This is a genomic window from Massilia orientalis (assembly GCF_030411975.2).
Classification (GTDB): Bacteria; Pseudomonadota; Gammaproteobacteria; order Burkholderiales; family Burkholderiaceae_D; genus Telluria; species Telluria orientalis.
Genome location: NZ_JASNRB020000009.1, coordinates 38570 through 58311 on the forward strand (window position 1 = coordinate 38570; position 19742 = coordinate 58311).

The following is a 19742-nucleotide window of genomic DNA, read 5'->3' on the forward strand; positions in this document are numbered from 1 at the left end:
TGCTCGAAGAGCCCGGCGGGCGGGACTTATTTTGAAGGCACAGGATTCAATCATGGCAACTCTCACCAACTTGCTGGACTTCGATCCCGCGCAGCTCGTCGCTTACTGCGCCGAGTTGGGGGAGAAGCCGTTCCGCGCGAAACAGCTGCAGCGCTGGATCCACCAGTTCGGCGTCGCCGATTTCGACGACATGACCGACCTGGCGAAGTCGCTACGCGAAAAGCTCAAGACGCGCGCCGAAGTCCGTGCGCCGGCGATCATCAGCGACCACACGTCGAGCGACGGCACCCGCAAGTGGCTCGTCGACGTGGGCAACGGCAACGCCGTCGAAACCGTGTTCATTCCGGAAGAGACGCGCGGCACGCTGTGCATCTCCACGCAGGCCGGCTGCGCCGTCAATTGCCGCTTCTGCTCGACGGGCAAGCAGGGCTTCAACCGCAACCTCTCCGTGTCCGAGATCATCGGCCAGCTGTGGATGGCGGAGTTCGAGCTGCGCCGCACGAAGGGCATCGAGCCGGGCCCGAAGGGCGAGCGCCAGATCACGAACGTCGTCATGATGGGCATGGGCGAGCCGCTGCTGAACTTCGACCCGACCGTCACCGCATTGAAACTGATGCTGGACGATAACGCGTACGGCCTGTCGCGCCGCCGCGTGACCGTGTCGACGTCGGGCGTCGTGCCGAACATGGACAAGCTGTCGCAGGAATGCCCGGTGGCGCTGGCCGTCTCGCTGCACGGTTCGAACGACCCGCTGCGCGACATGCTCGTGCCGCTGAACAAGAAATACCCGCTGCGCGAATTGATGGCTGCGTGCAAGCGCTACCTGGAATTTGCGCCGCGCGACTTCATCACGTTCGAATACTGCATGCTGGACGGCGTCAACGACACGGACGAGCATGCGCGCGAACTGGTTGCCCTCGTCAACGATCCGGTCGTCGGCGTGTCGTGCAAATTCAACCTGATTCCGTTCAACCCGTTCCCGGAATCCGGCCTCGTGCGTTCGAAGAACCCGCGCATCAAGGCGTTCGCGCAGGTGCTGATGGATGCCGGCCTCGTCACGACGATCCGCAAGACGCGCGGCGACGACATCGACGCCGCCTGCGGCCAGCTGGCGGGCGAGGTCAAGGACCGTACCCGCGTAAACGAGCGCATGAGCAAGATGGCTGAATACCAGCAGAAATTCGGGCCGAACTTCGGCAAGATCGTGGAGATCTCGTCCTGATGCCGCGGCTGTCCGGACGCCTGGCTTGCGCGCTCGCCCTCCCGTTGCTGCTGGCGGCATGCGCCGGCAATGGCGGCATGGCGGGCGAATCGCATGAGCTCAAGACGCTGTCCGACCAGACGGCCGCGGAAAAACGCGCCCAGATTCGCCTGCAACTGGCGGTGGGCTATTACCAGGAGCGCAAGTACGAGATCGCGCTGGACGAGGTGAAGCAGGCTATCGCCGCGGACCCGGACGATGCGGATGCGTACGGCGTGCGCGCCCTGATCTACACGGCGATGAACGAAAATCGTCTCGCCGACGAGAACTACCGGCACGCGCTGCGCCTGGCGCCGCGCAATCCGGACCTGTCGAACAATTACGGGCTGTTCCTGTGTGACGCCGGCGGCAAGCCGGCCGAGGCCATGGGCTATTTTGACGCCGCGCTGAAGAATCCAAATTACGCGACGCCGGTCAAAGCCATGGTGAACGCAGGTAACTGCAGCCTGAAGATGAAGAACGTCGACGCGGCCGAGCGCTATCTGCTCGACGCCCTGCGTTACGATCCCGACCTGGCGGCGACGAGCGCCGGCCTGGCCCGGGTGTATTTCGAGCGGCGCGATTACACCCGCGCCGGGTTTTTCATTAACCGCCTGACGGAGACAGCGAAGCTCGATACGCTGTCGGCCGACGTGCTGTGGCTGGCCATCCGGGTCAAGCACATGCTCGGCGACCGGGCCACGGAAGCTTCGCTGGCGGCGCAGTTGCGCAAGCGCTTCCCCGGCTCGTCCGAGTACGCGGCCTTCGAGCGCGGTGCATTTAATGAGTGAGACAACGACAATGAGTTCCGAGCGTGCAGATCAGCCGGCGACGCCCGACAACCAACCGCCTGTGCACGGTGTTCCCGGCCAGGTCCTGGCCAGGCAGCGCGAGGCGATGGGGTGGTCGGTCGAGCAGGTGGCCGACCAGTTGAAACTGGCGGTGCGCCAGGTCATCGCCCTGGAGGCGGGCGATTACGCGTCCCTGCCGAGTCCGGCCGTGACCCGCGGTTTCGTGCGGGCCTACGCCAAGCTGGTGAAGGTCGATCCGGCGCCGCTGGTGGCCCAGATCGCCATGGAGACCGAGCCCGCGCCCGATACGAGCGCCGTCACGGCGAACCGCCGTCCGACGCCGACCTCGTTCTCCCAATCGAAATTCCCGAGCCATGGCAAGCGTTCGTCCCTGCCGCTGGGGATGATCGCGGGCGCCGTCGTGGTCGTCGTGGCTGCCGCTGCCGCGGCGTGGCATTTCGGCTTCGTGCCGGGCGGCCAGCATGCCGAAACGGGTACCACCGTGGCCACGCCGGCCGCGACCGGTGCCTCGACCGAGGCCGCCAACGGCAGCTCCGTCGAGGTCCTGCAGAATCCGGCCGTGCCGCTGATTTCCGTGCCGGGTCCGAGCGCGAGCGCATCGGCGCCGGCAACGACTGCTGCCCCGGGTGCTGTCGTCAATGTTCCGGGTACGACCGCGACCGGCGCGCCGCCGACCACTGTTCCCACGGCCCCGGCCGCCGCGCCGGGCGCCACGTCGCCCGCGACGCCGGCTCCGGCCGCGACCGCGCCGGCTGCCCCGGCCGCCGCCGGCGCCAACGCGCTCGTGCTGAACGTGCGCGAAGATTCGTGGATCGAAGTGCGTCCGGCGAAGGGCGGCGCGCCGCTGTTCTCGCGCCTCGTCAAGGCCGGCAGCACGGAGACCGTCAATGTCGAGCAGCCCGTGCGTGTGACCGTCGGCAATCCGGGCGGCGTCACGGCCATGCTGCGCGGTACGGCCGTCGCTTTGCCGCCGGTACCCGGCAAGACGCTGTCCCGTGTGAATTTGCAGTAAGAACGGAATAAACAGATGACTTTCTCGAACAACGCCAACGACCCGATCGGTTCCGGCCCGCTGCCGCGCCGCGCCAGCCGCGGCGTGGTCGTGCAGCATGGCGCGCGCAAGGTGATCGTCGGCGGCGACGCCCCGGTCGTCGTGCAGTCGATGACGAACACAGACACGGCCGACGTGATCGGCACCGCCATCCAGGTCAAGGAACTGGCGCGTGCCGGTTCCGAGATCGTGCGCATCACCGTGAACACGCCGGAAGCGGCGGCTGCCGTGCCGGCGATCCGCGAACAGCTCGACAGGATGGACGTCGACGTCCCTCTCGTCGGCGATTTCCACTACAACGGCCACCTGCTGCTGCGCGATTATCCCGAGTGCGCGCAGGCGCTGTCGAAATACCGCATCAATCCGGGCAACGTGGGGCAGGGCGCCAAGCGCGACACCCAGTTCGCCCAGATGATCGAAACCGCGATCCGCTACGACAAGCCGGTGCGCATCGGCGTCAACTGGGGCAGCCTGGACCAAGCACTGCTCGCGCGCATCATGGACGAGAATGCCGCCCGCGCCCAGCCGTGGAGCGCGCAGTCCGTCATGTACGAAGCGCTGATCACGTCGGCGATCGAGAACGCCCAGCGCGCCGAGGAGCTTGGCATGCGGCGCGACCAGATCGTCCTGTCGTGCAAGGTGTCGGGCGTGCAGGACCTGATCGCCGTCTACCGCGAACTGGGCAAGCGCTGCGACTACGCGCTGCACCTGGGCCTGACGGAAGCGGGCATGGGCAGCAAGGGTATCGTCGCGTCGACGGCCGCGCTGTCCGTGCTGCTGCAGGAAGGCATCGGCGACACGATCCGCATCTCGCTGACGCCGGAACCGGGCGGCGACCGCACGAAGGAAGTCGTCGTCGGCCAGGAAATCCTGCAGACGATGGGCCTCCGTAAATTCACGCCGATGGTCATCGCGTGCCCCGGCTGCGGCCGCACGACGTCGACCGTGTTCCAGGAACTGGCCGACAACATCCAGACCTTCCTGCGCGAGCAGATGCCGGAATGGAAGAAGACCTATCCGGGCGTCGAAGCGATGAACGTGGCCGTGATGGGCTGCATCGTGAACGGTCCGGGCGAGTCGAAGCACGCGAACATCGGCATCTCGCTGCCGGGGACGGGCGAATCGCCGGCGGCTCCGGTCTTTGTGGATGGGCAAAAGGTCGCTACACTGCGGGGCGAGCGGATCGTGGATGAGTTCAAGACGATCGTGCTCGAATACGTACAGAAGAATTACGGTAAGCAAACCGAAACAATATAACGTCGCCCCCGCGCAGGCGGGGGCCCATGCTGAGCGGGCTGAAGATGCTCAGTATGGGTTCCCGCTTCCGCGGGAACGACGGCGAGGAATCAGAATGTCCGAGAAAAAAGAGAAAATCGTCGCCATCAAAGGCATGAACGACATCCTGCCGGCCGACGCGCCGCTGTGGGAGCTGTTCGAGAACACCGCGGAATCCGTGCTGAAGAGCTACGGTTACCAGAAGATCGTCACCCCGATCGTCGAGGAAACGGGCCTGTTCGCGCGCGCCATCGGCGCCGTCACCGACATCGTCGAGAAGGAGATGTATTCCTTCACCGATTCGATGAACGGCGACCAGCTGACGCTGCGTCCGGAAGGCACGGCCGGCGTCGTGCGCGCCGTCATCGAGCACAATCTCGCGTACGACGGTCCGAAGCGCCTGTGGTACAAGGGCCCGATGTTCCGCCACGAGCGTCCGCAGCGCGGCCGCTACCGCCAGTTCTTCCAGTTCGGCGCGGAAGCCATCGGCTTCTCCGGTCCGGACATCGACGCGGAACTGATCATGCTGTGCCGCCGCCTGTGGGATGACCTGGGCCTCGACAACATCCGCCTCGAACTGAACTCGATCGGCAACGCGGAAGAGCGCCAGCGCCACCGCGCCGACCTGATCGCCTACTTCGAAGCGAACATCGACGTCCTCGACGCGGAAGCGAAGCGCCGCCTGCACGCGAACCCGCTGCGCATCCTGGACACGAAGAACCCGGCGATGCAGGACCTCGTCAACAACGCGCCGAAGCTGCTGGACTACCTGGGCGGCGAATCGCTCGCGCACTTCGAGGGCCTGAAGAAGATCCTCGATGCGAACAACGTCCAGTACACCGTCAACCCGCGTCTGGTGCGCGGCCTCGATTACTACAACCGCACCGTGTTCGAGTGGGTCACCGACATGCTGGGCGCGCAGGGCACCGTCTGCGCGGGCGGCCGCTACGATCCGCTGATCGAGACCTTCGGCGGCAAGCCGACGCCGGGCATCGGCTTCGCGATGGGCATCGAGCGCCTGATCGAGCTGATGAAAGAGCAGGGCGAACCGGCCACGCCGGCCCAGTGCGACGTCTATCTCGTGCACCAGGGTGAAGACGCGCAGACGAAGGCATTCATCCTCGGCGAGCGCATCCGCGACGCGGGCCTGGACGTCGTCCTGCACTGCGCCACCCCGGCCGGCGCGGGCAGCTTCAAGAGCCAGATGAAGAAGGCCGACGGTTCCGGCGCCGCGTTCGCCGTGATCATCGGCGAGGACGAGGTCGAGAACGGCGTCGTCGCCGTGAAATCGCTGCGTGACAGCGAAGGCGGCCAGCAGCAGACGAGCGTGCCGTTCGACGAAGCCGTCGACTTCATCGTCGACCAGATCGTCGGTGGCCATGACCACGACCACGATCACGACCATGTGCACTACCATCCCTAATCCGACCAACCATAACAAACACTGACGTCCATGGCATACGATCTCGAAGAACAAGAACAGATAGCCAATTTCAAGGCCTTCTGGGACCGCTTTGGCAACCTGATCACCTGGGTGCTGATCATCGCTCTGGGTGGCTATGCCGCCTACAACTTCTGGGGCTCGCACCAGCGCTCGCAGGCCGCGGAGGCGTCCGGCCTGTATGACGGCCTGACCGAAGCGATCGAAGCGAAGGATGCGGCGAAGGTCCAGCGCATCACGGGCGACATCGAGAACAAGTTCGGCTCCACCGCCTACGCCCCGATGGCCGCGCTGGCCGCCGCCAAGGCCGCGTTCGACGCGAACGACCTGAAAACGGCGAAAGCCCAGCTGCAATGGGCGGTCGACCATGGCGACGACGAGTACAAGGCCATCGCGAAGCTGCGCCTGTCCGGCGTGCTGCTGGACGAGAAAGCGTTCGACCAGGCGCTGGCGCAGCTGAACGGCGAGTTCCCGGCGCAGTTCGCGGCCGAGGTGCAGGACCGCAAGGGCGACATCCTCGTCGCGCAGAACAAGCTGGCGGAAGCCCGCACGGCCTACCAGGCCGCGCTCGACAAGATGGAGAAGAACCATCCGGGCCGCCAGGTCGTGCAGGTTAAGCTGGATGCCATCGGCGGTTCGGCGCCGGTACAGAAAGCGGCAGCGTAAAATAACAACTCCGTCATTCCCGCGCAGGCGGGAATCCATACTGAGTTTCAGAATTCGATACGTCGCACATGTCGCGACTTCGGTAAATCAGCATGGGTTCCCGCCCCCGCGGGAACGACGTATTTAAGAACAAGGTAAATAAGACATGCGTATTACCCGGAAGCTCGTTGGTGTCGGTATGTTCGCCCTGATGGCGGGCTGCTCCTCGCTCAATCCGTTCGCGTCCAAACCGAAGGGCAACCAGCCCACGCCGCTGGTCGACCTGAAAGGTTCGATGGCCGTGCGCACGGCGTGGAAGCTGGAAGTCGGCAAGTCGCAGAGCTACATGTTCTCGCCCGCCATCGCCGACAACACCATCGTCGCGGCCGGGGCCGACGGCACCATCGTGCGCGCGGAAGCGGCCACCGGCCGCCAGATCTGGCGCACCAAGGCCGGCACGGACCTGACCGCGGGCGTCGGCACGGACGGCAGCGTCATCGTGCTGGGCGGCGCCAAGGGCATGCTGCTGGCGTTCGACATGGATGGCAAGAAGCTGTGGGATGCCCAGCTGTCTTCCGAGATCCTGTCGTCGCCGGTCGTGGGGCAGGGCATCGTCGTCGCGCGCAGCATCGACAACCGCATCGTCGGCTACGACGCCAAGACGGGCCAGAAGAAATGGACCGTGCAGCGCACCGCACCGGCGCTCACGCTGCGCCTCGCGCCAGGCATGGTCATCCACGACAAGGACGTGCTGGTCGCCCAGCCGGGCGGCAAGCTGATGTCGCTGATCCTCGCCACCGGCGCGCCGCGCTGGGAGATCGAGGTCGGTGTCGCCCGCGGCGCGACGGAACTGGAGCGCGTCACCGACATGGGCGGCACGCCGGTCATCATCGAGAACGACGTGTGCGCCGTGTCGTACCAGGGCCGCGTCGGCTGCTTCGACCTGGCCACGGGCAGCCCGCGCTGGACCCGCGACCTGTCGTCGGAAGTCGGCGTCGCCGCGGACCAGCGTTTCGTGTTCGTCCCGGACGACAAGGGCGCCGTCTACGCGTACAACCGCGACAGCGGCACGAGCGCGTGGAAGAACGACAAGCTGGCCTACCGCCGCCTGTCCACGCCGGTGTCGTACGGCCGTGCCGTCGCCGTCGGCGACTACCAGGGTTACGTGCACTTCCTGTCGCGCGAGGACGGCTCGTTCCTGTCCCGCGCCGCCACGGACGGCAGCGCCATCGAATCCACGCCACTGGTCGTCGGTTCGAACCTGATTTTTCAAACACAAAATGGAACCGTGACCGCCATCGCGGTCGAATAAGATTCAATGAAGCCGGTAATCGCACTCGTAGGTCGTCCCAACGTCGGAAAGTCGACCTTATTCAATCGCATGACCCGCTCGCGCGACGCGCTGGTGGCGGACTTGCCCGGCCTGACGCGCGACCGCCACTATGGCGAAGGGCGCATGGGCGAACGTCCGTTCCTGGTCATCGATACCGGCGGTTTCGAGCCGGTCGCCAAGGAAGGCATCATGCACGAGATGGCGCTGCAGACGCGCCAGGCCGTCGCCGAGGCGGACATCGTCATGTTCATCGTCGACGGCCGCCAGGGTCTCACGCCGCACGACAAGACCATCACGGACTTCCTGCGCAAGTCGGGCCGCAAGGTCATGCTCGTCGTGAACAAGAGCGAGGGCATGAAGTACACGTCCGTCACCGCCGAGTTCTATGAGCTGGGCATGGGCGACCCGTACGTGATCTCCGCCGCCCACGGCGACGGCGTGCTGGACCTCGTCAACGAGGCCATCGACGTCGCCGTCCAGCAGCGTCCGGAGGAAGCCGAGGAGTTCGATCCCGCCGACTACGGCGTCAAGATCGCGCTCGTCGGCCGTCCAAACGTGGGCAAGTCCACCTTGATCAACACCCTCGTGGGCGAGCAGCGCGTGATCGCGTTCGACATGCCGGGCACCACGCGTGATTCGATCGAGGTCCCGTTCGAAAAGGGCGGCAAGCACTACACGCTGATCGACACGGCCGGCATCCGCCGCCGCGGCAAGGTGTTCGAGGCCATCGAAAAATTCTCGGTGGTGAAGACCCTGCAGTCGATCTCGGAAGCGAACGTCGTCGTGCTGATGCTGGACGCGCAGCAGGACATCTCCGAGCAGGACGCGCACATCGCCGGCTTCATCCTGGAGACGGGCCGCGCGCTCGTCGTCGCCGTCAACAAGTGGGACGGTTTGACGTCCGACGTGCGCGACCAGGTCAAGAACGACATCGACCGCAAGCTGAACTTCCTCGACTTCGCGGAAACGAAATTCATCTCGGCGCTGAAGGGCAGCGGCATCAACCACCTGATGAAGGCGATCGACACGGCGTATGCCGCGGCGACCGCGAAGCTGTCCACGCCGCGCCTGACGCGCGCGCTGCAGGAAGCGATCGAGAAGCAGGAGCCGAAGCGCAAGGGCAGCACGCGTCCGAAGTTGCGCTACGCGCACCAGGGCGGCCAGAACCCGCCCATCATCGTCATCCACGGCAATGCGCTGGATGGCATCACGGAACCGTACAAGCGTTACCTGGAAAAGCATTTCCGCGATACGTTCGATCTCATCGGCACGCCGCTGCGCATCGAACTCAAGAGCGGCAAGAATCCGTTCGCCAAGGAATAACCGTAACGCGTGAAATTCATTTGTGTTAAATGTTTTTCACGCGTGCGAAGGCACTTTTTAAGCCAGCTTTAACCATAGCAGTACGACAAAAAAGAGCAAAACAGGTTACAGTTAGCTTGGGCGAACATTCACAGCTTGAGAATGTTGGCGCAGCCACTTGAAATCCGGCATCCCGCCACAATTTTTATACGACAACAACATCACGGAGCTGTCATGAGCAACAAAGGGCAACTGTTACAAGACCCATTCCTCAACGCCTTGCGCAAAGAGCACGTCCCCGTCTCGATCTACCTGGTCAACGGGATCAAGCTTCAGGGCCACATCGAATCCTTCGACCAGTACGTCGTCCTCCTGCGTAACACCGTCACCCAGATGGTGTACAAGCATGCGATCTCTACCGTCGTTCCGGCCCGTGCGGTCAATCTCAACCTCGAACAAGACGCCGAGTGAGGTCGATGGCTGACGTTTCCGGCAACACCATGCGCGCCGCCTTGGTCGGTATCGATTTCAACGCTGGCGATTTCAAAGCCAGCCTGGAAGAACTGGCCCTGCTGGCGCGCTCGGCCGGGGCCGAACCGATCAGCACGATCACAGCAAAGCGCAACAGTCCCGATCCTGCGTATTTCGTCGGCAGCGGCAAGGCCGACGAAATCGCGCAGGCCGTTCTCGCCGACAAGGTCGAGATCGTCATTTTCAACCACGCCCTGTCGCCCGCCCAACAGCGTAACCTGGAGCGGCGGCTCAATGTACGCGTGGTCGACCGTACCAGCCTGATCCTCGACATCTTCGCGCAGCGCGCGCAGAGCCACGAGGGCAAGCTGCAGGTCGAACTGGCCCAGCTGCAGCACCTGGCCACGCGCCTGATCCGCGGCTGGACCCACCTGGAGCGCCAGAAGGGCGGTATCGGCCTGCGCGGTCCCGGTGAAACCCAGCTCGAGACCGACCGCCGCCTCATCGGCGAGCGCGTCAAGATGCTGCGCACCCGTCTTACCAAGCTGCGCAAGCAGCACGAGACCCAGCGCCGTTCGCGCGGGCGCAACCAGACATTTTCCGTGTCGCTCGTCGGCTATACCAACGCCGGCAAGTCGACCCTGTTCAACACCCTGACGAAGGCCGGGGTGTACGTCGCGAACCAGTTGTTCGCAACGCTCGACACGACGTCGCGCCGTCTGTACCTCGGTCCGGACGTCGGCAACGTGGTCGTGTCCGATACCGTCGGTTTCGTGCGCGAACTGCCGCACCAGCTGGTCGCCGCATTCCGCGCCACCTTGGAAGAAACCATCCACGCCGACCTGCTGCTGCACGTCGTCGACGGCGCTTCTCCCGTGCGGATGGAGCAGATCGAGCAGGTCAACGAGGTCCTGCGCGAAATCGGCGCCGACCACATCCCGCAGATCCTGGTCTGGAACAAGATCGATGCGGCCGGCCTCGAGCCGGGGATCGAGCGTGATGAATATGGTAAGATCAGCCGCGTTTTCATCAGCGCCAGGAGCGGCGCCGGCCTCGATCTGCTGCGCGACGCGATCGTCGAGGCGGCCACCCGCGGCGCCGGCGTGGCGCCCGCTGACGTGCAGGAACGCGAAGTCGCCGATTTCGCGCACGCCGACCTGCTGCCCGCGACTCCCCATCCCGGACCACACTAGTCTATGCCTGTTTCTCTGATCAAACGGATCGGCGCGCGGCTCGCGCCGACCGGTCGTCACGCCGGCGCGCGCAAGGCCGGCGTGCCGCTGTTTTCCCTCAATGATCCTCGCTGGGGCCACAACCCCAAGTCGAACGAGGGCCGCCGCCCGAACAATAACAACAAGAACGACAGCGACGGTCCACCTGACCTCGACCAGCTGTGGCGCGATTTCAACCAACGCCTCAACAAGCTGTTCGGCGGCAAGCGCGGCGGCGACGGCGGCCCGTTCCGCCCGGACGCGCGCGGCGTCGGCCTGACGGCCACCGTCGTCGGCGCCATCGCCCTGCTGATCTGGCTCGCCAGCGGCGCGTTCATCGTGCAGGAGGGACAGGTCGGCATCGTCACGACGTTCGGCCGGCTGTCGCACGTGACGGGCGCCGGCTTCAACTGGCGCTGGCCCGCGCCGTTCCAGTCGCACGAGACTGTCAACACGGCCCAGGTGCAGACGACCGAGATCGGCTACCGCGCCAATGTGCGCAACAAGCAGCCGGGCGAAGCGCTGATGCTGACGGGCGACGAGAACATCGTCGACGTCCAGTTCTCCGTCCAGTACAAGATCAAGGATCCGGTCGCGTGGGTATTCAACAACCGCGACCAGGTCGAGACCATCCGTGACTCGGCCGAGACCGTGGTGCGCGAACTCGTCGGCCAGAACAAGATGGACACCGTCCTGTACACGGGCCGCGACAAGCTGGCGATGGAAGCGCGCGAAGCGATCCAGCGCCTGGCCGACCGCTACAAGATGGGCGCGGAGATCGTCGGCGTGACGATGCAGTCCGTGCAGCCGCCCGACCAGGTCGCCGCCGCGTTCGAGGACGCCGGCAAGGCGCAGGAAGAGCGTGTGCGTGCGCGCAGCGAAGCGCAGGCGTTCGCCGACGAGGTCATCCCGCAGGCGAAGGGCAAGGCCGCGCGCCTGTTGCAGGATGCCGAAGCGTACCGCGCCAGCGTGGTGAGCGTCGCGACCGGCAACGCCGCGCGCTTCGACAAGATCGTGGCCGAGTATGCGAAGGCCCCGGCCGTCACGCGCGACCGCATGTATATCGAGACGATGCAGCAAATTCTTTCCAGTACCAGCAAGGTCATGATCGACGCCAAGACCGGCAACAACACGATCTACCTGCCGCTCGACCGCCTGCTGGCCCAGTCGACGGCCAACGAGGCGGCGCGCGGCGCCAATTCCGGTCCGGTGATGGCGCCGCAGCAGAACCCGGCGCAGCCGCAAGCGCAGCAACCCGCGGCGACGCCGGCCCAGGCGCAACCGCAGGCGCAGACGGAAGTCTCGGCCGGCGAATCGAACCGCACGCACGACCTGCGCAGCCGCGACACGGGCCGCGAACGGGAGAGCCGCTGATGAGCCGCCTGTTAGCCAGCCTGATCGGCGCCGCCATCGCGGTGGCGCTCGTGTCGTCGTCCGTGTTCGTCGTCGACCAGCACCGTTACGCCGTCGTGTACGCACTCGGCGAGCTGCGCGAGGTCATCCAGGAACCGGGCCTGAACATCAAGGCGCCGCCGCCGTTCCAGAACGTCGTCTTCCTGGATAAACGCCTGCAGACGCTCGACACGCCCGACGGCGAGCGCTTCCTGACGGCGGAAAAGAAGGACCTGCTCGTCGACGCGTTCGTGAAATGGCGCATCGTGAATCCGCGCCAATACGTGATCGCCATCGGCAGCAACGCCGACCGCGGCGGCGAGCGCCTGAACCAGCTCGTGCGCAATGCGCTCACGGCCGAGATCGGCAAGCGCAACCTCGCCGACGTGCTGACGGGCGGCAAGCGCACTGACGTGGCGAATGCCGTGCGCGCCGACCTGGCCCCGGAAGCGAAAGACCTCGGCGTGGAAGTCGTCGACGTGCACCTGAAGCGCATCGACTTCATCGACCAGGTCAACAACGCCGTGTACGAACGCATGAAGGCCGACCGCGTGCGCGTGGCGAACGAACTGCGCGCGACGGGCGTGGCCGAGGCGGAGACGATCCGCGCCGACGCCGAGCGCCAGCGCAGCGTGATCCTCGCCGACGCCCAGCGCGACGCCGAGACGATCAAGGGAGAAGGCGATGCGCAGGCGTCGCAGATCTATGCCCAGTCGTTCGGCAAGAATCCGGAGTTCTACCGGTTCTACCGCTCGATGGAAGCGTACAAGGCCACCTTCAAGGGACGCAACGACGTGATCGTGATCGACTCGAACTCCGAGTTCTTCAAGTATTTCAAGGGTCCTGGCGCAGGCAAGTGAGCGCCTTGGTCGTGGAGTATCGGCAACGTTGGCATTCGTTTCATCGCCAACCGCCCCGCGTTTTCGGTTAAAATCGTCGATTCGGCGGAATGAACGCGTGCAAAGCCGCGTTCATGCTGCCCGAATGTTGCCCGACTTTTAATAACCCGACCCGCTTTGCCCATGCCCACCTGGCTCCTGCCCGAGAATATCGCCGACGTCCTGCCGTCCGAAGCGCGCAAGATCGAAGAGCTGCGCCGCTTGATGCTCGACACCTTCCGTACCTACGGCTACGAACTCGTGATGCCGCCGCTGCTCGAATACGTCGATTCGCTGCTGGCAGGCGCCGGACAGGACACCGATCTCCGCACCTTCAAGCTCGTCGATTCGATGAGCGGCCGCCTGCTCGGCCTGCGCGCCGACATGACGACGCAGGTCGCCCGCATCGACGCCCACCTGCTGAACCGCGATACCGTCACCCGCCTGTGCTATGCCGGCAGCGTGCTGCACACGCAGCCGTCCGGCCTGCACGCGACGCGCGAGCCGCTGCAGATCGGCGCCGAGATCTACGGCCACGCCGGCCTCGAAGCGGATGCGGAGATCCAGGAACTGGCGCTGGCATCGCTCGCGCTGGCCGGCTTCGAACAGCCGCGCCTCGACCTGTCGCACGTCGGCGTGCTGCGCGCGATCCTCGCCGAGGATGCCGCCGCCAAGCGCGACGAGCAGCTGCTGTACACGTTGCTGCGCTCGAAGGACGTGCCGGGCCTGATCGATGCGACGGCGAACTACCACGAACAAACCCGCGCCGCGCTGCTGGCGCTGCCGAACCTGTACGGCGACATCGACGTGCTCGCGCGCGCCAAGGACGTGCTGCCGGCGCTGCCGGGCATCGCCCGCGCGCTGGCGGAACTCGCCGCGCTGGCCGGCTCCGCGCTGGGCCGCGCCCAGATCGCGATCGACCTCGCCGACCTGCGCGGCTACCAGTACGAAAGCGGCGCCATGTTCGCGCTGTACGTGCCGGGCCTGCCGAACGCCGTCGCGCGCGGCGGGCGCTACGACCACGTGGGCGAAGCCTTCGGCCGCGCGCGTCCGGCGACGGGCTTCTCGCTCGACCTGCGCGAACTGGCCCGTCTGCTGCCGACGGCCGAGCGCAAACACTCCATTCGTGCCCCCTGGGGCAACGCGCCCGAGCTGCGCGAAAAAATCGCTGAACTGCGCAAAGCGGGCGAAGTGGTGATCCAGTCGATGCCGGGTCACGACAATGTACAGGACGAGTTCGAGTGCGACCGTGTGCTCGTCCTCGAACAAGGAAATTGGATTCTCAAAAACTTAGGTTAATGATGTCAAATACTGCTAAGAACGTCGTTGTCATCGGCACCCAGTGGGGCGATGAAGGCAAGGGTAAGATCGTCGACTGGCTGACCGACCATGCCGCCGGCGTGGTGCGTTTCCAGGGCGGCCACAACGCCGGCCACACGCTGGTGATCAAGGGCCAGAAGACCGCGCTGCAACTGATCCCGTCGGGCATCATGCGCGAAGGCGTGGCCTGCTACATCGGCAACGGCGTCGTCGTCTCCGTACCGGACGTGATGCGCGAGATCGACAAGCTGGAAGCGGCCGGCGTGGAAGTCGCGTCGCGCCTGAAGATCTCGGAAGCCTGCCCGGTCATCCTGCCTTATCACGTCGCCATCGACGTCGCCCGCGAAGCGAAGCGCGGCGTCAACAAGATCGGCACGACGGGCAAGGGCATCGGCCCGGCCTACGAAGACAAGGTCGCGCGCCGCGCGATCCGCATCGCCGACCTGCTGAACGAAACCCGTTTTGCCGAGAAGCTGCGCGAAAACCTGGAATACCACAACTTCGTGCTGACCGGCTTCCTGGGCGGCCAGGCGCTGGACTTCCAGAAAGTGTACGACGACGCGATGGCCCTCGTGCCGCGCCTGCGTCCGATGGTCGGCGACGTGTCGTCCGCGCTGTACGCGACGCACAACGCCGGCGGCCACCTGCTGTTCGAAGGCGCGCAAGGCTCGCTGCTGGACGTCGACCACGGCACGTACCCGTTCGTCACCTCGTCGAACTGCGTGGCCGGCAACGCCGCCGCCGGTTCGGGCGTCGGTCCGGGCATGCTGCACTACATCATGGGCATCACCAAGGCCTACACGACCCGCGTGGGTTCGGGCCCGTTCCCGTCGGAGCTGCCGACGGACGCCGGCGTCGGCGAACACCTGTCGCGCATCGGCCACGAGTTCGGCACCGTGACGGGCCGTGCCCGCCGCTGCGGCTGGTTCGACGCCGCGCTGCTGCGCCGCTCCGTGCAGATCAACGGCGTGTCCGGCATGTGCCTGACCAAGCTGGACGTGCTGGACGGCCTGGACACGCTGAAGCTGTGCACCGGCTACAAGATCGACGGCCGCGACGTGGACATCTTCCCGGTCGGCGCGGAAGAAGCCGCGGCCTGCGTGCCGGTGTACGAAGAGATGCCGGGCTGGACGGGCACCACCGTCGGCGCCAAGTCGATGGACGAGCTGCCGGCCAACGCGCGCGCCTACATCAAGCGCATCGAAGAACTGGTCGGCGTCCCGGTGGACATGGTGTCGACCGGTCCGGACCGCGAAGAAACCATCGTGCTGCGCCACCCGTTCGCAGCCTGATATCGAAGCCCGGTCCCTGCCGCGCCACCCGCGGGGCAGGGACGTCAGCCACAAGCAGAAACTAGGAAAATCTGAACATGACGACGCCTCCATCGACCGACAAGGACCTGTGGGTCTCCTGGGATGAATACAACCGCCTGATCGAGCGCCTGGCGCTCAAGGTGTACGAATCGAACTGGAAGTTCGACATGGTGCTGTGCCTCGCGCGCGGCGGCGTGCGCCCGGGCGACGCGATCTCGCGCATCTTCGACGTGCCGCTGGCGATCCTGTCGACCAGCTCGTACCGCGAAGAAGCGGGCACGAAGCAGGGCGACCTGGACATCGCCAAGTACATGACGATGACCAAGGGCCCGCTGGCCGGCCGCATCCTGCTGGTCGACGACCTGGCCGATTCGGGCGTCACCCTGATGCGCGTGCGCGAGCACCTGCAGGCGAACTACCAGGACGTCACGGAAGTGCGTTCGGCCGTCATCTGGGTCAAGGGCACGTCGTCGATCAAGCCGGATTACCACCTGGTCGACCTGCCGCACAATCCGTGGATCCACCAGCCGTTCGAGGATTACGACGGGCTGCGTCCGCACCAGCTGTCGTCGTGGCTGAAGAAGTTCGAACAGAACTGATCCGCGAGCGGATGCAAGAAGAGGGCGGTGCCAATGGCGCCGCTTTTTTTTTGCCACGGACTCAAACAACGTCATTCCCGCGCACGCGGGAATAGTGCCCCTGGCACTATTCCCTCCATGCTGATCCAATCGAAGCCGGGATGCCGGCAATATGACTTCGGTAATTCAGCATGGGTTCCCGCCTTCGCGGGAACGACGGGAGTGCGTGCAGATCGGTTAAGATCACACCTGCCATAACAATAACAACGCCCCATGACCCAGAGCTTCTTCCAGACCTTCATCCTGCTGCTGCTGGTCACCGACCCCTTCGGCAACGTCCCCCTGTTCGTGACGGCGCTGAAGGACGTGGCCCCGGCCCGCCGCCCGCGCATCGTCGTGCGCGAGTGCGCCATCGCCTTTCTCCTGCTGCTGCTGTTCATGTTCTTCGGCCGCCACTTCCTCGCGGCGCTGCAACTGACCGACATCTCGCTGCGCATCGGCGGCAGCGTCATCCTGCTGATCATCGCGATCCGCATGATCTTCCCGCACCCGGACGGCGTGCTCGGCCGCAGCGAAGGCGGCGAGCCGTTCATCGTGCCGCTCGCGATCCCCGCGCTGGCCGGGCCGTCCGCGCTGGCCACCGTGCTGCTGTTCACGTCGCAGTCAGTGGAGGAGGTGATGGTGCACGTGGCCGCGCTGGCGGCCGTCGCCGCCATCTGGCTCGCCGTCTTCCTCGGCGCCGAGCGCCTGCAGAAGGTGCTGGGCACCCAGGTCATGACCGCGTTCGAGCGCCTGATGGGGCTCATCCTGACCGCGATGTCGATCGAGATGCTGCTGGGCGGCGTGCGCGCCTTCGTCAAGACTTTATAACCTCAAGGATTCAACATGACCCCGATGATCCGCGCCGGCTTCCTCGGCCTCGCACTCGCGCTGTCCCTCGCCGCCTGCAAGCGCCGGGAAGAGGCTCCGGCCGCCCCGGTGAAGGCCGACACCTCCACCATCAGCTTCCAGAAGATCGACACGACCGCCGGCACGGGCGCCGAAGCGAGGGCCGGCTCCCACGTCACCGTCAACTACACGGGCTGGCTGTACCTGCCGGACGCGCCCGACCACCACGGCGAGAAGTTCGACAGCTCCATCGGCCGCAAGCCGTTTACGTTCCGCCTCGGCAGCGGCATGGTGATCCCGGGCTGGGACCAGGGCGTCGACGGCATGAAGGTGGGCGGCAAGCGCACGCTCGTCATTCCCGCCGCGCTGGGCTATGGCGCGGACGGCGCGGGCCCGATCCCGCCGAACGCCAACCTGATCTTCGACGTCGAGCTGCTCGACGTGCAATAAACGCCGTGAAGGCCTGGATGCACCACCCGCAGGGCGAGCTGGCCGAGGCCCTGCACGGCATCGGTTTCTATTCGACCGTGGACGAGCCGTGGCCGCCGGCGCAGCCGCAGCTGAACCGGTTCCCGGCGATGGTGTACTGCAGCCTGAATTTCTTCACGGAGGGCGCCGCCGCGCTGCCCGGTGACGACGGCGAACTGCGCGCCATGTCCGACCTGATCGTGTCCGGGCCGCGCACGCGGCCGATCGCGTCGCTCACGCTCGCGCCGCTGCGCACGGTGGGCATCGTGCTGTATCCGGATGCCTTCGCGTTGCTGACGGGGCTCGCCCCGGCGGCGCTCCAGGACCGCAACGACCCCGCCGACGGCCTGCTCGACGACACCTGGGCGGACTGGCCGCAGGCACTGCGCGCGTGCGCCGACGACGCCGCACAAGCGGCGTGGATCGAAGCGCGGCTGGGTGAACGCTGGCGCGCCGTGCGCGGACGCTGGGATGCGGAGCTCGGCGCGAGCCTGCGCAGCATCGCCGCCAGCGCGCCCGAGCTGGGTGTCGGCGCGCGCCAGACGCAGCGGCAATACCGCGCCCGCGTGGGCCTGAGCCCCGCGCAGGCGCGCCGCCTGCAGCGCATGAACGCGGCCGTGTACGCGTTGCGCGACCCGCATGCGCCCGCTCGTTCGCTCGCGGACCTGGCCGCGGAACTGGGCTATGCCGACCAGGCCCACATGGCGCGCGAACTGCGCGAGCTCGCCTTCCTGCCGCCGTCGCGGCTGGAAGCGCACATCGAGACCGATCCCGAATACTGGCCCTATCGGCTGTGATGTCGGGTTTATACAAGCCGGGCTGACGTCCGCTGGCGACAATCGTGCCTTTCCGAACGAGGCACGACCATGAAGATCACCTTTCTCACCTACGGCACCGAGGGCGATACCCGGCCGCTGCTGGCGCTGGCGCGCGAAGTCGCCGACCGGGGCCACGAGGCGCACGTGCTGGCCGACGTGGCGGGCGCCCCGCGCGCGCAGGCCCTCGGCATTCCCTTCACGGCGCTGGCCGGCGACATGCGCGGTGCGTTCCAGCCGGGCGGCGCGTTCGGCGCGCTGCTGAAGGATGGCGCCAGCATGTCCCGCCTGATGCGCGCCTGCGCGACGCTCGCGCGCGACAACACGCTGCCGTGGATGGAAGCGGCGTGCGCGGCCGCGCGCGGCAGCGACCTGCTCGTGTATTCGGGTCTGGCCGGCTTCGTCGGCCTCGCGGTGGCGGAGGGGCTCGGCATCCCGTGCATCGGCGCCGCGATGTGGCCGATGACGCCCACGCGCGAATTCGCGCCGCCATTCCTCAACATGCACCGCCTGCCGGGCTGGGCCAATATGCTGGCCCACCGCGCGTTCGAACGGATGGCGTGGTCGATGTTCGGCCCGGAACTGAACCGTGCCCGCGCGCGGGTGTTCGGCGCCCCGCCGCGCAAGCAACCCTGGCGCGACATGCCGCTGCTCGTCGGCTGCTCGCCCACGTTGCTGGCGCGCCCGGCCGACTGGCCGCCGAACGTCGCGGTCACGGGCGCCTGGCAGTTGCCGGCCGGGCAGGGCCATACACCGCCGCGGGCCTTGCTGGACTTCCTGGAGGCCGGGCCTGCGCCCGTCTACATCGGCTTCGGCAGCATGGCGGGCATTGCCCAGGGCACGCTGGTCGATGCGATCGCGGCCGTGGCCAGCGGGCGGCGCGTGCTGTTCCATCCGGGCTGGAGCGGCATCGATCCATCTCGCCTGCCGTCCGACGTGTACGTGCTGGACGACACGCCGCACGACTGGCTGTTCCCGCGCACGGCGCTCGTCGTGCATCACGGCGGCGCGGGCACGAGTCACGCGGCGGCGCGCGCGGGCGTGCCGTCCGTCGTCGTGCCGTTTGCCGGCGACCAGTTCTTCTGGGCGCGGCGCATGACGCTGCGCGGGATCGCCGTGGCCTGTCCGGCGGCCGGCCTCGACAGCGCGCGCCTCGTGCAGGCCGTGGCCGCGGCGTCGCAGCCGGCCATGCGGGAGGATGCGCGGCGCGTGGGGCAGGCGATGCGGGAAGAGGACGGCGTGCGGACGGCCGTCGATCTGCTACTGGAGGATAACATTTGCACAAATGATAAATAAAGTTGTAGATTGG

Annotated in this window: 19 protein-coding genes; all 19 read left to right on the plus strand. The window is 66.3% G+C overall.

Translation table 11 applies throughout. The annotated features are described in order from the left end of the window. Positions 1 to 49: 49 nt before the first annotated feature. The 19 genes from rlmN to QPK29_RS15810 all read left to right on the plus strand — a co-directional run bounded on the left by rlmN (position 50) and on the right by QPK29_RS15810 (position 19729). A complete protein-coding gene (gene rlmN / locus QPK29_RS15720) occupies positions 50 to 1222 on the plus strand; it encodes a 23S rRNA (adenine(2503)-C(2))-methyltransferase RlmN (RefSeq protein WP_156404002.1) in 1173 nt (390 codons plus the stop codon). Beyond that, positions 1222 to 2031 carry a type IV pilus biogenesis/stability protein PilW gene (pilW, locus tag QPK29_RS15725; RefSeq protein WP_056330492.1) on the plus strand — a complete coding sequence of 270 codons (810 nt, stop codon included), beginning with the start codon at positions 1222 to 1224 and terminating at the stop codon, positions 2029 to 2031. Before rlmN ends, pilW begins: the two co-directional genes overlap by 1 nt. A 10-nt stretch (positions 2032 to 2041) precedes the next feature. Beyond that, positions 2042 to 3064 (plus strand): helix-turn-helix domain-containing protein, encoded by a 1023-nt coding sequence (locus QPK29_RS15730; protein WP_371768015.1) that lies wholly within the window; start codon positions 2042 to 2044, stop codon positions 3062 to 3064. Between the two features lie 15 nt (positions 3065 to 3079). After that, positions 3080 to 4360, plus strand: a complete 1281-nt coding sequence (gene ispG, locus QPK29_RS15735; RefSeq protein WP_371768016.1) for a flavodoxin-dependent (E)-4-hydroxy-3-methylbut-2-enyl-diphosphate synthase — start codon at positions 3080 to 3082, stop codon at positions 4358 to 4360. 94 nt (positions 4361 to 4454) lie between these two features. Further along, the gene (gene hisS / locus QPK29_RS15740; RefSeq protein WP_160409983.1) at positions 4455 to 5801 is read left to right on the plus strand and encodes a histidine--tRNA ligase; all 1347 of its coding nucleotides are present in this window, start codon (positions 4455 to 4457) and stop codon (positions 5799 to 5801) included. A 30-nt stretch (positions 5802 to 5831) separates the two neighbouring features. Next, positions 5832 to 6485, plus strand: a complete 654-nt coding sequence (locus tag QPK29_RS15745; protein WP_371768017.1) for a YfgM family protein — start codon at positions 5832 to 5834, stop codon at positions 6483 to 6485. 145 nt (positions 6486 to 6630) lie between these two features. Continuing rightward, positions 6631 to 7776, plus strand: a complete 1146-nt coding sequence (gene bamB, locus QPK29_RS15750) for an outer membrane protein assembly factor BamB (RefSeq protein ID WP_056132263.1) — start codon at positions 6631 to 6633, stop codon at positions 7774 to 7776. A 6-nt stretch (positions 7777 to 7782) separates the two neighbouring features. Further along, positions 7783 to 9120 carry a ribosome biogenesis GTPase Der gene (gene der / locus QPK29_RS15755; protein ID WP_371768018.1) on the plus strand — a complete coding sequence of 446 codons (1338 nt, stop codon included), beginning with the start codon at positions 7783 to 7785 and terminating at the stop codon, positions 9118 to 9120. 213 nt (positions 9121 to 9333) lie between these two features. Beyond that, complete coding sequence (hfq, locus tag QPK29_RS15760; RefSeq protein WP_036168820.1) at positions 9334 to 9570, plus strand: RNA chaperone Hfq; 237 nt, start codon at positions 9334 to 9336, stop codon at positions 9568 to 9570. Positions 9571 to 9599: 29 nt separating this feature from the next. Continuing rightward, positions 9600 to 10763: a GTPase HflX gene (gene hflX, locus QPK29_RS15765; RefSeq protein ID WP_082577657.1), complete on the plus strand. Its 1164-nt coding sequence runs from the start codon at positions 9600 to 9602 to the stop codon at positions 10761 to 10763. A 3-nt stretch (positions 10764 to 10766) separates the two neighbouring features. Beyond that, positions 10767 to 12155 (plus strand): FtsH protease activity modulator HflK, encoded by a 1389-nt coding sequence (gene hflK, locus QPK29_RS15770; RefSeq protein ID WP_371768019.1) that lies wholly within the window; start codon positions 10767 to 10769, stop codon positions 12153 to 12155. Then, positions 12155 to 13033 carry a protease modulator HflC gene (hflC, locus tag QPK29_RS15775; RefSeq protein WP_056132272.1) on the plus strand — a complete coding sequence of 293 codons (879 nt, stop codon included), beginning with the start codon at positions 12155 to 12157 and terminating at the stop codon, positions 13031 to 13033. The genes hflK and hflC overlap by 1 nt, the downstream gene beginning before the upstream one ends. Positions 13034 to 13195: 162 nt before the next feature. Continuing rightward, positions 13196 to 14350: an ATP phosphoribosyltransferase regulatory subunit gene (locus QPK29_RS15780; protein ID WP_371768020.1), complete on the plus strand. Its 1155-nt coding sequence runs from the start codon at positions 13196 to 13198 to the stop codon at positions 14348 to 14350. Then, on the plus strand, positions 14350 to 15663 hold the full coding sequence (locus tag QPK29_RS15785; protein ID WP_371768021.1) for an adenylosuccinate synthase: 1314 nt from the start codon (positions 14350 to 14352) through the stop codon (positions 15661 to 15663). The genes QPK29_RS15780 and QPK29_RS15785 overlap by 1 nt, the downstream gene beginning before the upstream one ends. Positions 15664 to 15740: 77 nt before the next feature. After that, positions 15741 to 16283, plus strand: a complete 543-nt coding sequence (locus QPK29_RS15790; protein ID WP_371768022.1) for a phosphoribosyltransferase — start codon at positions 15741 to 15743, stop codon at positions 16281 to 16283. A 252-nt stretch (positions 16284 to 16535) separates the two neighbouring features. Then, positions 16536 to 17132, plus strand: coding sequence for a MarC family protein (locus QPK29_RS15795; RefSeq protein WP_371768023.1), 597 nt, complete (start codon positions 16536 to 16538; stop codon positions 17130 to 17132). Positions 17133 to 17147: 15 nt separating this feature from the next. Continuing rightward, the gene (locus tag QPK29_RS15800; RefSeq protein WP_371768024.1) at positions 17148 to 17600 is read left to right on the plus strand and encodes an FKBP-type peptidyl-prolyl cis-trans isomerase; all 453 of its coding nucleotides are present in this window, start codon (positions 17148 to 17150) and stop codon (positions 17598 to 17600) included. A gap of 5 nt (positions 17601 to 17605) precedes the next feature. After that, entirely contained in the window at positions 17606 to 18415 is an 810-nt protein-coding gene (locus QPK29_RS15805; RefSeq protein WP_400189778.1) for a helix-turn-helix domain-containing protein, read from the plus strand. Positions 18416 to 18484: 69 nt separating this feature from the next. After that, complete coding sequence (locus tag QPK29_RS15810; RefSeq protein WP_371768026.1) at positions 18485 to 19729, plus strand: glycosyltransferase; 1245 nt, start codon at positions 18485 to 18487, stop codon at positions 19727 to 19729. Positions 19730 to 19742 lie beyond the last annotated feature (13 nt).